This window comes from Rhodococcus sp. H36-A4 (genome assembly GCF_027158005.1).
Lineage (GTDB): Bacteria > Actinomycetota > Actinomycetes > Mycobacteriales > Mycobacteriaceae > Rhodococcoides.
Genome location: NZ_JAPVLQ010000006.1, coordinates 89,632 through 101,209 on the forward strand (window position 1 = coordinate 89,632; position 11,578 = coordinate 101,209).

At 61.9% G+C, this 11,578-nt stretch carries 12 protein-coding genes; 11 read left to right on the top strand and 1 reads right to left on the bottom strand.

What is annotated here, in order from left to right; all coding sequences use genetic code 11:
* Positions 1-13 precede the first annotated feature (13 nt).
* On the bottom strand, positions 14-649 hold the full coding sequence (locus tag O1W68_RS17070; protein ID WP_269305544.1) for a hypothetical protein: 636 nt from the start codon (positions 647-649) through the stop codon (positions 14-16).
* A gap of 99 nt (positions 650-748) precedes the next feature.
* Here O1W68_RS17070 and O1W68_RS17075 point away from each other — a divergent pair, with 99 nt between their 5' ends.
* The 11 genes from O1W68_RS17075 (at position 749) to O1W68_RS17125 (ending at position 11,560) form a co-directional block, all read left to right on the top strand.
* Complete coding sequence (locus tag O1W68_RS17075) at positions 749-1,600, top strand: acyl-CoA thioesterase (protein WP_269305546.1); 852 nt, start codon at positions 749-751, stop codon at positions 1,598-1,600.
* Positions 1,597-2,199 (top strand): pyridoxal 5'-phosphate synthase glutaminase subunit PdxT, encoded by a 603-nt coding sequence (gene pdxT, locus O1W68_RS17080; protein ID WP_269305548.1) that lies wholly within the window; start codon positions 1,597-1,599, stop codon positions 2,197-2,199. The genes O1W68_RS17075 and pdxT overlap by 4 nt, the downstream gene beginning before the upstream one ends.
* A gap of 132 nt (positions 2,200-2,331) precedes the next feature.
* Positions 2,332-3,087, top strand: coding sequence for a YebC/PmpR family DNA-binding transcriptional regulator (locus tag O1W68_RS17085; RefSeq protein WP_269305550.1), 756 nt, complete (start codon positions 2,332-2,334; stop codon positions 3,085-3,087).
* A 109-nt stretch (positions 3,088-3,196) separates the two neighbouring features.
* Complete coding sequence (ruvC, locus tag O1W68_RS17090) at positions 3,197-3,847, top strand: crossover junction endodeoxyribonuclease RuvC (protein WP_269305551.1); 651 nt, start codon at positions 3,197-3,199, stop codon at positions 3,845-3,847.
* On the top strand, positions 3,844-4,452 hold the full coding sequence (ruvA, locus tag O1W68_RS17095) for a Holliday junction branch migration protein RuvA (protein WP_269305553.1): 609 nt from the start codon (positions 3,844-3,846) through the stop codon (positions 4,450-4,452). The genes ruvC and ruvA overlap by 4 nt, the downstream gene beginning before the upstream one ends.
* Positions 4,449-5,531, top strand: a complete 1,083-nt coding sequence (gene ruvB / locus O1W68_RS17100; protein WP_136169109.1) for a Holliday junction branch migration DNA helicase RuvB — start codon at positions 4,449-4,451, stop codon at positions 5,529-5,531. The genes ruvA and ruvB overlap by 4 nt, the downstream gene beginning before the upstream one ends.
* A gap of 216 nt (positions 5,532-5,747) precedes the next feature.
* Positions 5,748-6,164 carry a preprotein translocase subunit YajC gene (gene yajC / locus O1W68_RS17105; protein WP_269305555.1) on the top strand — a complete coding sequence of 139 codons (417 nt, stop codon included), beginning with the start codon at positions 5,748-5,750 and terminating at the stop codon, positions 6,162-6,164.
* A 175-nt stretch (positions 6,165-6,339) separates the two neighbouring features.
* Entirely contained in the window at positions 6,340-8,085 is a 1,746-nt protein-coding gene (gene secD, locus O1W68_RS17110; RefSeq protein ID WP_269305557.1) for a protein translocase subunit SecD, read from the top strand.
* A gap of 1 nt (position 8,086) precedes the next feature.
* Positions 8,087-9,280: a protein translocase subunit SecF gene (gene secF / locus O1W68_RS17115; protein ID WP_269305559.1), complete on the top strand. Its 1,194-nt coding sequence runs from the start codon at positions 8,087-8,089 to the stop codon at positions 9,278-9,280.
* A gap of 37 nt (positions 9,281-9,317) precedes the next feature.
* The gene (locus tag O1W68_RS17120) at positions 9,318-11,000 is read left to right on the top strand and encodes an ABC transporter substrate-binding protein (protein ID WP_269305562.1); all 1,683 of its coding nucleotides are present in this window, start codon (positions 9,318-9,320) and stop codon (positions 10,998-11,000) included.
* Positions 10,997-11,560 (top strand): adenine phosphoribosyltransferase, encoded by a 564-nt coding sequence (locus tag O1W68_RS17125; protein WP_269305564.1) that lies wholly within the window; start codon positions 10,997-10,999, stop codon positions 11,558-11,560. Before O1W68_RS17120 ends, O1W68_RS17125 begins: the two co-directional genes overlap by 4 nt.
* Positions 11,561-11,578: the final 18 nt, after the last annotated feature.

Below are 11,578 nucleotides of genomic sequence, written 5' to 3' on the forward strand. Positions count from 1 at the left end.
TCCACCGGGTTCGTCACCCCAGCCGGACCGCAGGTCGATCGGGATGGTCCCAGCGAACCCAGAGTGCCGGTCCCGCGGACGCATTGCCCAAGCGTAGGTCCATCTCACGGTAGTAGGTGAGTAGTGGCTCGATCGTCCACTGTTCCTCTGGCCGTGTCCGACGACGCAATGCGCCTGCCGAGAGGTCGAGTCTGATCGTCGCGTCGACGTCGAGGCCTCGGCCCAACATCATCGGTCCGGCAAGGATCACTACGTGTGTCTGTGCTGCATCGCGCAGCGTAGCGCGCGCCGAGCGATCGCTCTTCTCGTCCCACAAGCGGGGCAGGAATTGTCCTCGACCGCCGGGCCTCAGTGGGGCGATCACCTCGCGTTCGATCGCGTCGAAATCGAACCAACTTGTGCGATAGGTTATTTCGTCTGTTCTGGAGTACTCGAATCGAAGCGAGGCAGGACGAACGAAGTCGTGAAGGTCGACGACGTCACACGGGCGACCGGTACTGGAAATGAATGCGCCTGTCCGATAGGCGAAGTCGACGGGATCAGCGCCATCCGGCCCGTCGACGACCGCGATGCAGCGACGGCCCGACGGAAGCAAAGCGCTGAACGTCTCGACGAGTCGTGCCGGCGAGATCGGTTCGAGTTGGGGCATAGAAGAACATCCTTCCCTGCACGGCCTCAGGTCGCGGTGGCCGCAGAACGCGTTCGTCTCCTTGTTAGCCTTCAGGCAGCTGGTACAGAAAGGTGGATCATGGCGAGTATCGAAGACATTCTCGAGCTCGAGCGCATCGAGGACGACATCTTTCGCGGTCGAACATTTCCCAGTCTGCTGCAGCGGACATTCGGGGGACAGGTAGCCGGACAGGCGCTGGTTTCTGCCGTCCGAACGGTAGGCGAGCAGTATCGCGTCCATTCTTTGCACGGATACTTCATTCGGCCGGGCAACCCGACCGAGCCGACGATCTATCTGGTGGATCGCCTCCGCGATGGAAGGTCGTTCAGCACGCGTCGGGTCACCGGCATTCAGGCTGGTAAGCCGATCTTCACCATGTCCGCGTCGTTTCATGTCGAGGACGAAGGTATTTCACATCAGGACACAATGCCCAAGGTCGTCGACCCCGAGTCTCTTGCCGACTCGCGTGACCTCCCGGACGGGGGAAGTCCGTTCTTTCGCGAGTGGAAAGAATGGGACGTCAGGCTGGTACCGGATGAGCAGACCGAGAAGCACCCGGATTTTGCGGCCCAACAGCGCGTGTGGTTCCGGTACCGGGACAGGCTGCCGGACAATCAGGTTTTCCACGTCTGCACTCTCGCCTACATGAGCGATATGACGCTGCTCGGGTCGGCATTGGTGCCTCATGCCAACGTGTCGACGCAGACTGCGTCGCTCGACCACGCCCTGTGGTTCCTGCGGCCGTTTCGGGCCGACGAGTGGTTGTTGTACGACCAGACTTCGCCCTCCGCAGATTTCGGTCGGGCGCTGACGCAGGGACGAATCTTCGACCGGCAGGGACGGATGGTCGCCGCCGTGGTTCAGGAGGGGCTCATGCGTTTCGATCGCAACCCCGACCGGGTGAACAAAGATCTGGCCAGGCCCCAGTGAGTGGTCCCAAGATCGGTGTACTTGCGTTGCAGGGGGACGTCCGCGAGCACCTTGCCGCGTTGGAATCTTGTGGCGCCACCGCAACGACGGTTCGCAGACCTGGCGAACTGGACGAGGTAGACGGATTGGTGATTCCCGGTGGGGAATCGACGACGATGAGTACTCTGCTGACGGTCTTCGAGTTGCTCGAACCGCTGAGAGCGAAGCTGAAGGACGGGTTGCCCGCCTACGGGTCCTGCGCGGGGATGATCCTGCTTGCATCGGAGATCCTCGATACTCGGCGCGACGCTCAGCATCTCGATGCGCTGGACATCACTGTGCGGCGAAATGCGTTCGGCAGGCAGGTCGACTCGTTCGAAACCGACCTGACGTTTGCGGGCATCGAGGGTGAGAAGTTACGCGCGGTGTTCATTCGCGCGCCGTGGGTGGAACGAACAGGAAGCGGCGTCGAGGTGCTGGCCGAAGTTCCGGATGGCCCGGCGGCCGGGCGGGTCGTTGCGGTCCGGCAGGGCAGTGTGATGGCAACGAGCTTCCATCCGGAAATCACCGGTGACCACCGAGTCCACGAACTGTTCGTAGACTTGGTACGCACTACCTAGCGGAACGTGCAGAGCCCAGTAGTGCATGCATGGCAGTCGATGGGTGACGGAACCGAGATAGCGGATCCGGTCACCCGAGCACATGCGTAAAGTACACAACACTTAGCTGAAGCAGGAAAGGGGCTCTATCGCATGAGCGGCCACTCCAAATGGGCCACCACCAAGCACAAGAAGGCTGTAATCGACGCCCGTCGAGGCAAGTCCTTCGCCAAACTCGTCAAGAACATCGAGGTGGCGGCTCGCACCGGTGGTGGCGATCCGGTGGGTAACCCCACCCTGTTCGATGCCATTCAAAAGGCGAAGCGCACCTCGGTTCCCAACGACAACATCGAGCGTGCCCGAAAGCGTGGCGCAGGTGAAGAAGCCGGTGGCGCCGACTGGCAGACGATCATGTACGAGGGATACGGCCCCAGCGGGGTGGCAATGCTTATCGAGTGCCTGACCGACAACCGAAATCGGGCTGCCGGAGAAGTTCGCGTCGCCATGACGCGCAACGGCGGCAACATGGCCGATCCGGGCTCGGTGTCGTACCTGTTCACCCGCAAGGGCCTCGTCACGTTGGAGAAGAACGGGCAAAGCGAGGACGACGTACTGATGGCCGTCCTCGATGCAGGTGCCGAGGAGATCACCGACACCGGAGATACCTTCGAAATTGTCAGTGAACCCACCGACCTCGTTGCGGTCCGCACTGCACTGCAGGAAGCCGGCATCGAGTACGACTCGGCGGAGGCCACCTTCCAAGCATCGGTGTCCGTTCCCGTGGACGTCGACGGTGCCCGCAAGGTGTTCAAGCTCATCGACGCATTGGAAGAGAGCGACGACGTGCAGAACGTGTACTCGAACGTCGAACTGTCCGATGAAGTGATGGCTGCACTCGACGAGGAGTGAAACCGTTCGGGGCGTGAAGACTGATCCCGCTTACGGGTGTCGCGCACCCGATAGGTCGCACCGCTCCGATACGCTATCGAACAACAGTTCGTAAGCGGAAGGTGTCAGTGTGCGAGTGATGGGCGTCGATCCAGGTTTGACCAGGTGCGGTCTGAGCTTGATCGAAGGCGGGGCCGGCCGCAGTGTCGTGGCGCTCGATGTAGACGTGGTGCGAACGCCGCCCGATATGGATCTGGCGCAGCGTCTACTTCGAATCTCCGAGGCGGCGGAGTATTGGCTGGATACGCACAAGCCGACGGTGGTCGCGATAGAGCGCGTTTTTGCGCAGCACAACGTGCGGACAGCCATGGGCACCGCCCAGGCGGGGGGAGTTATCGCGCTTGCGGCAGCACGTCGCGGGATCGACGTGTGTTTTCATACTCCGAGCGAGGTCAAGGCCGCTGTAACCGGCAATGGTAGCGCCGACAAAGCGCAGGTCACCGCAATGGTCATGAGAATTCTCGGTCTGCAGACCGCCCCTACTCCTGCCGATGCCGCGGATGCGCTGGCGCTGGGCATCTGCCATTGTTGGCGTGCGCCGATGATTGCCAGAATGGCGCAGGCCGAAGCGATGGCCGCGCAGCAGAAGCGGAAGTACGAGATTCGGCTCGCCGAGGAACGTAAATCGCGAGCACAGGCAGCGCGGAAGGTCGAACGCGCCAGACTCGCATCTGTTGCTGCCGCTCCGGTTCGTGCAACAGGAGAGGCTGGGGCACGATGATCTCCTCGATCAGCGGCGAGGTCCTCGATATCGCCCTCGATCACGTTGTCATCGAGGCATCTGGTGTCGGATACCGAATCAATGCGACGCCAGACACACTCGGCACGTTGAGCCGAGGTTCCGCGTCGAGATTGCTGACGACGATGATCGTCCGCGAGGACTCGATGACCCTTTACGGCTTTTCGGACAGTGAAACGCGCGAGCTGTTCTCGTTATTGCTGTCGGTCTCCGGCGTAGGCCCCCGTATTGCCATGGCGACATTGGCGGTACTCGATCCTCAGGCGCTGCGGACGGCATTGTCAGACAGCAACGTGGCCGCGCTGACCAGGGTTCCGGGAATCGGTAAACGAGGTGCCGAGCGCATGATCGTGGAATTGCGTGACAAGGTCGATGCAATCGTGGCAGCAGGGAACACCACGATCGTGCAGTCCGGACCCGGAACGGTCAACTCCGTTCGTGACCAGATCGTCGAGGCGCTCACCGGACTCGGCTTCCCGGGCAAGCAGGCCGAGGACGCGACGGATTCGGTTTTGGTCGAGAGTCCCGATGCGTCTACGTCGGTAGCTCTACGATCCGCGCTGGCATATCTGGGTAAGAGCAGATGACCGGAGATCCGGAAGAGGAGTTTGCGGACTCGCAGCTCGCGGCCGGGTTGATCGCGGACGACGCAGATGTCGAGACGAGCCTGAGACCCAAAACCCTCACCGATTTCATCGGTCAACCACGCGTGCGTGAGCAACTGCAGTTGGTGTTGACAGGTGCCAAGCTGCGCGGCAGTACCCCCGATCATATTTTGATGTCCGGTCCGCCGGGCCTGGGTAAGACCTCGATGGCCATGATCATCGCGCAAGAGTTGAACACCTCGTTGCGTCTCACATCGGGCCCGGCGCTCGAGCGAGCCGGCGATCTAGCGGCGATGCTCAGCAATCTCGTCGAGGGTGATGTCCTCTTCATCGACGAAATACATCGGATTGCGCGCCCGGCAGAGGAAATGCTCTACCTGGCCATGGAAGATTTCCGGGTCGACGTCGTGGTGGGTAAGGGGCCAGGAGCAACATCGATTCCCCTCGAAGTAGCACCGTTCACGCTGGTAGGGGCTACCACTAGATCAGGAGCGCTGACCGGTCCGCTTCGTGATCGTTTTGGGTTCGTCGCACACATGGACTTCTACGAGCCTGCGGAATTGGAACTCATTCTCCAGCGATCGGCCGGCATACTCGGTGTTCCGATCGACAAGGCTGCGTGCACCGAGATTGCTGGACGCTCGCGAGGCACACCGCGCATCGCCAACCGGCTATTGCGCCGAGTTCGTGACTACGCGGAAGTACGCGGTGACGGCACCATCACCAAAGCCACAGCCCGCGCGGCTCTCGTGGTCTACGACGTCGACCAACTCGGTCTCGACAGGTTGGACAGAGCGGTGCTCAGCGCGCTGATTCGTAGTTTCGGCGGCGGACCGGTGGGAGTTTCCACTCTTGCAGTGGCCGTCGGGGAAGAACCGGCAACCGTCGAGGAGGTGTGCGAGCCCTTTCTGGTTCGCGCCGGGATGGTTGCCCGCACACCACGCGGTCGAGTAGCCACTGCTGCGGCGTGGCAACACCTCGGACTCGTGCCGCCGCCTGATCTGGCCATCGGCGGAATTTCCGTTCGAACCAACGAGGCTCAGCAGGAGTTATCCGAATAATCTGCTGATAATCGGTGGGAGCTGACCGGATCACCGGTCCAGTAATGGCACACTGGTTCTTTGCGTGGTTCTTTGCGTGGTTCTTCAGCACAGCCGCGGTGACCGAATTGTCGCCTACTTCGGCTGTACGCGAACGTGAGAAACCACCGTGAACACACCGTGGGCACCAATGCCGAAACCGATAGACAACCGAAACTTCGAGGACTGACGTAAAAGATGGAACTGCTATTCCCCCTTCTCATCGTGGCTCTGCTCGTGCCGATGTTCCTGAACGTCCGGCGCCAGAAGAAGGCTCTTGCCCAGACTCAGACTCTGCAGGATTCGCTGAAGATCGGTGACGAAGTAGTCACCACAGCCGGCCTGTACGCCCGCGTAGTACTGGTCGAAGACGACACCGTGGACCTCGAGATCGCCGATGGCATCGTGACTACATGGTCGCGCGCCGTCGTAAAAGAGGTCTTGCCCCCTGATTCCGACGATCTCGATTCCGATTTCGCCGGATCCGCGGACGTCATCGAGTCCGACGACGCGACTCCGTCGCTCGAGAAAAGCACGACCCTCGAAAAGGACGCGTCCCCGTCGTCTTCGGAAGAGACCGTGGAGCAGAGCGCGCGTCGTCTCGAAAAAGAGTGATCGACCTGTGAACGAAACCGCTGCCGGAGAAACTCCGGCAGCGGTTTCGCTTGCCGCGCACATGCTGCCCAGTTCGTCTGGAATCACCTGTTCCGACGCGTATCACCCGACAGAGACCGCTTGCGTCCCCTGATCGACCGCATGTTGTCCCACGCCAAGAGGAGAATCACACACCGTGGCACCTTCCAGCGGATCGGTGCATCCAGCCCGCTATCTCGCCGTCTTCGCGGTATTGATGGCCGCTGTGTATGCGCTGGTCTTTTTCACCGGAGACAAGTCGCCAACTCCCAAGTTGGGAATCGACCTGCAGGGTGGCACGCGTGTCACGCTTACCGCCAGGACGCCTGACGGCAGCCAGCCGAGTCAGGACTCTCTGAAGCAGGCGCAGCAGATCATCGAGACTCGCGTGAACGGGCTCGGTGTGTCGGGGTCAGAAGTGGTGATCGACGGCGACAATCTCGTCATCACCGTGCCCGGTGACGACAGTTCGCAGGCTCGTTCGCTCGGCCAGACCGCACGGCTTTTCATTCGTCCAGTGCTGACCGCAGCGCAACCGGCGGCAGGACAGCCGGCGCCAGGACAGCAAGCACCCGCGAACGGAACACCTGCGCCCGCTGCGGGCGAGCAGGCCCCGGCCGGCGAGTCGGTACCTCAGGGCCGTCCGTTCCCGGCACAGGACCCCAGCGCGGTCGATCCGGTGCCGGTGGCTCCTGACACCGGCGATCCAGGCAGCCCCGACGCTCCGACCGCGGTGGCACCCCCGGAGGTCTCCGAAGCCGATGAGGCAGCCAATCAGATCACCGAGGCGAAAGCGCTACGGCAGAGCGAGGACCCTCAGGTTCAGCAGGCCGCCCTCGCGACGATCGACTGCAATGCACCCGACCCACTGCAAGGCAACGACGACCCCGAATTACCCCTCGTTGCGTGCTCGACCGACGGTGCCTCCGTCTATGTACTCGGGCCGAGCATCATCGACGGTCAGCAGATCGACGATGCTACGTCGGGCTTCAACAGCCAGCAGTCTCGCCACGAGGTCAGTCTGAGTTTCGACTCGGAAGGTAGTAACACCTGGGCGAAGTTCACCGGCGCCAACATCGGCAAGCAGGCAGCGTTCACACTCGACTCGAAGGTCGTCAGTGCACCGCAGATCCAGGGTGCGACACCTGCCGGGAGCGCCACCTCGATTACCGGCCAGTTCACCGCGCAAAGCGCCTCGGAGTTGGCGAACACCCTCAAATACGGTTCACTGCCGCTGTCCTTTGCCTCCTCGGAAGCAGAAACAGTCTCTGCGACGCTCGGTCTTGCGTCGTTGGAGGCAGGTTTGATCGCCGGCGCCATCGGTCTGGTGTTGGTCCTGCTCTACTGCCTCGTCTACTACCGCGCATTGGGACTGCTGACGGCGCTGTCGTTGGTGCTGGCAGGTCTGATGGTCTACGGAATTCTGGTTCTGCTCGGACGGTGGATCAGCTTCACCCTCGACCTGGCAGGCATTGCCGGGTTGATCATCGGTATCGGTATGACAGCGGACTCGTTCGTCGTGTTCTTCGAACGAATCAAGGACGAGATTCGTGAGGGTCGAAGCTTCAGATCTGCGGTGCCGCGAGGCTGGGCACGTGCGCGAAAGACCGTCCTGTCCGGAAACGCGGTCAGCTTCATCGCCGCTGCGGTGCTCTATGCACTCGCCGTCGGGCAGGTCCGAGGATTTGCCTTCACTCTCGGCCTGACGACGATCCTCGACGTAGTGGTCGTCTTCCTGGTGACCTGGCCGCTGGTCTACCTGTGCACGAAGTCGACATTCTGGTCTAAACCAGGCGTCAACGGCCTCGGCGCAGTGGCGGAGGTCGCGCAGGAACGCAAGCGGGCGGCTGCCCGAACGACATCGAGTACTGTATCGGCCGACGCGTCGACCAAGGGGGCGTGATATGTCCGATTCACCGGAGAAGAACACTTCAGAATCGACCTCGACACTGCTGACGGATTCCGGTGCCGAACAGATGGATCAGCCGCAGCACAGCTGGATGAATCGGCTGTACACGGGTACCGGAGCTTTCGAGATCGTCGGTCGACGTCGCTTCTATTACATCTTGACCTCAACGATCGTCTTGATCTGCCTGTTGAGCATCGCCGTCCGTGGATTCACCCTCGGGATCGATTTCGAAGGCGGCACCCGGATTCAGATCCCGGCCGCGGACAACGTCAGCACCGAGCAGGTCGAGACAGTGTTCGCCGACACCCTCGGATTCGATCCGGTGTCGGTACAGACCGTCGGTTCCGGCGCCGCTGCCACCGTGCAGGTTCGTTCCGAGGCCCTCGATGCTGCCGAAGTGAATTCGGTCAAGACCGCTCTGTTCGATTCCTTCGAGCCGGTCGACGGGAACGGAGTTGCGTCACCGAATGCGATCAGCATCTCCGACGTGAGCGAGACCTGGGGCGGACAGATCACCCAGAAAGCATTGATCGCGCTGTTGGTGTTCCTCGTCATCGTCAGCATCTACATCTCCATCAGATACGAACGGGACATGGCGATCGCTGCCCTCGCGGCGCTGGTGTTCGACCTGTTCGTCACGGCAGGTGTCTATTCGCTGGTCGGGTTCGAGGTCACGCCCGCGACAGTGATCGGTTTGTTGACCATCCTCGGCTTCTCGCTGTACGACTCCGTGGTGGTGTTCGACAAGGTCGAAGAGAACACGAGAGGGATTCTGAATCTCAGGCGCAAGACCTACGCAGAACAGGCGAACCTGGCCGTCAACCAGACGCTCATGCGCTCAATCAACACGACGGTGATCGGCGTCCTGCCGGTGCTGGCTTTGATGGTCGTCGCTGTATGGCTGCTCGGAGTCGGAACGTTGAAGGACCTCGCACTCGTACAGTTGGTGGGCATGATCGTGGGCGCGTATTCGTCTATCTTCTTTGCTACACCGCTGCTCGTGACCATAAAGGAAAAGTGGGGGCCGGTCGCCGTTCATACCAAGAAGGTGATGGCCAAACGAGCTGAGGCTGCACAGCGCGGAGGGGTTGTCGGCATGGTCGAGTCCTCGGCCGCTACCGTGTCCGCTCCGGCCACACCGCAGCCAGGCTCGAGGCCGACAGGAAAGCGCAACAAGAAGAGGCGTTGATCACGTGCGAGTCTGTCGAACAAGTGTCACAAAGGCGGTGGCGGCTGGACTGGCTGCCACCGTCACCGTGGCTACTGCCGCGGGGTGCTCGGCCGGCGAGGATCCAGTTCCGTCCATCGGGTATGCCGTCGACAATGTCGTGTCCACGTACAACGCTCGAACTGTGGACGGCGCGGCGTCCGGTGCGCGCCAGGCGTTCCCGCGTGTCCAGACCGGATTCAGCTATCTCGGACCCGAGGGAGAGGCGCTGTCCGACAACGACATCGGGAGCGCGTCGGTGGTGCCCGGCGGCGCCCTGACCGTTCGCTATGTGATCGCTCCACAGGCCGTCTACTCCGACGGCGTCCCGATGACCTGCGACGACCTCGTGTTGGCCTGGGCTGCCGAGAGTGGCCGTTTCGTGTCCGGTGCGGACAATTCTTCGCTGTTCGACGCTGCGTCTACTGCAGGGTACTCGGACATCGACAAAGTGGACTGTGTGACCGGTACGAAGGAAGCCACCGTGACCTTTGCGCCCGGGCGGTCCTACCTGGACTGGCGCAGCTTGTTCGGCGCGACAGCTCTGCTACCGGCACACATCGTCGCGCGTGCGGCGAACGTCCCCAACATCGTCGACCCGATCAACACTGGGGACTTGGGTGCGGTGAGTCGGATCGCCGATTTCTGGAACGCCGGTTGGAACTTCGCTCCCGACGCGATCGATACATCCCTCATGCCTTCCAACGGCCCGTACCGTGTCGATTCCTACACCGCAGACGGCGGGTTGGTGCTGGTTGCCAATGACAAATGGTGGGGCGTCCCACCAGAGACGGAACGAATCGTCATTTGGCCCAAGGGAACCGACATCCCGGCACGGAGCGAAGCAGGTGATCTCGAGGTCGTGGACGCCGGTGCCGGGGGAGATGAACCCACCGGCGGATTCGACCGCACCGACTTTCCGTCGAAGGGTGTCGAACAGTTGACGTTCGCTACCGGAGGAGCCCTCTCTCCGCCGGCGGTTCGGCGAGCGCTTGCCTCGTGCGTTCCGCGCCAACAGTTGTTCGACGAGGTAGGACATTCCGGATACGAGAAAAGCGTCGGGACAGGATCCGGTGTCGTCGACGCCAGACTTGTGCAGTCCGACACCCTGCTCTACCCGCCGGTGGCGGCTACTGCGGCCGGACGTTATCGCCAGCCGGACACGACCGCATCGTCGTCCGAACTTCGGGCCGCCGGTGTGACGAACCCGACGATCCGGATCGGATACCTCGCTCCGGATGCACGTCGAGGGGACATCGTGGAGACCATCGCTGCCTCGTGCGGTCCAGCAGGAATCAACGTTGTCGACGCTTCGTCGGCGCAGTTCTCTCCCTCTGCCCTCCAACGGGGTGAAGTCGACGTGGTACTCGGATCGACAGCGTCAGCGTCGGGAGCGGCGGGCGCCGTATCCGACGCGGCAGCTCGGTACAGCCTGCGTGGTGGCGTCGGTAGCAACGTGGGCGGTTACGACAACGGTCGGGTGAATGCAATCGTGGATCAGCTTGCCGTCGATACATCCGATGCAACTTCTCTTGCGGTAGCGACGGAGGGCGAGAACATTCTGTGGAACGACATGCCGTCGTTACCGCTGTTCAACCAGCCGAGGATGCTCCTGGTATCGGACGGCATGAAGAACGTCGTCGCCAATCCGACCGCGGCGGGTGCGGGATGGAATATGGATCGGTGGATACTCCTCCGGTGAGCAAACACAGTGAAACAACTTTCAACGCAAACGCGTCGGCCGAGACAGCCTCGGCAAACATCGATCGATTGGTCCGCTGGGCAGACGACTTCCCGGTCCAGGGTGTACGTTTCGCCGATCTGACACCGGTGTTCGCCGATGCGGACGGGCTCTCGACGGTCATCGAAGCGCTGGCAGTCGCGGGAGCGGGCGCGGACCTCGTGGCAGGTATCGATGCTCGCGGGTTTCTGCTCGGCGCGGGCGTTGCACTTGCGCTCGGATCGGGTGTTCTCGCCGTGCGCAAAGCCGGCAAACTGCCTCCGCCCGTCGTAGCGCAGCGGTACGAGCTCGAATATGGATCCGCGCAACTGGAAATTCCCGAATCCATCGACTTGATAGGTCGGCGCATCCTCGTCGTCGACGATGTGCTGGCGACCGGGGGCACGATCGCCGCGACGGCGACATTGCTTCGCGCACGTGGAGCACAGGTCGTGGGAGCGGCGGTGGTGCTGGAGATATCGGAGCTCGATGGCCGCTCCAGGTGTGATGGGTACCCGCTCACCTCCTTGAAAACTGTGTGAGGACTAAAGTCGGACCAC

Bases quoted from the DNA above. Each gene is read 5' to 3' on its own strand.
- secF (WP_269305559.1), top strand. From the start codon at position 8,087: ATGTCCGATTCACCGGAGAAGAACACTTCAGAATCGACCTCGACACTG.
- yajC (WP_269305555.1), top strand. From the start codon at position 5,748: ATGGAACTGCTATTCCCCCTTCTCATCGTGGCTCTGCTCGTGCCGATG.
- O1W68_RS17070 (WP_269305544.1), bottom strand. From the start codon at position 649: ATGCCCCAACTCGAACCGATCTCGCCGGCACGACTCGTCGAGACGTTC.
- O1W68_RS17085 (WP_269305550.1), top strand. From the start codon at position 2,332: ATGAGCGGCCACTCCAAATGGGCCACCACCAAGCACAAGAAGGCTGTA.
- ruvB (WP_136169109.1), top strand. From the start codon at position 4,449: ATGACCGGAGATCCGGAAGAGGAGTTTGCGGACTCGCAGCTCGCGGCC.
- ruvA (WP_269305553.1), top strand. From the start codon at position 3,844: ATGATCTCCTCGATCAGCGGCGAGGTCCTCGATATCGCCCTCGATCAC.
- O1W68_RS17075 (WP_269305546.1), top strand. From the start codon at position 749: ATGGCGAGTATCGAAGACATTCTCGAGCTCGAGCGCATCGAGGACGAC.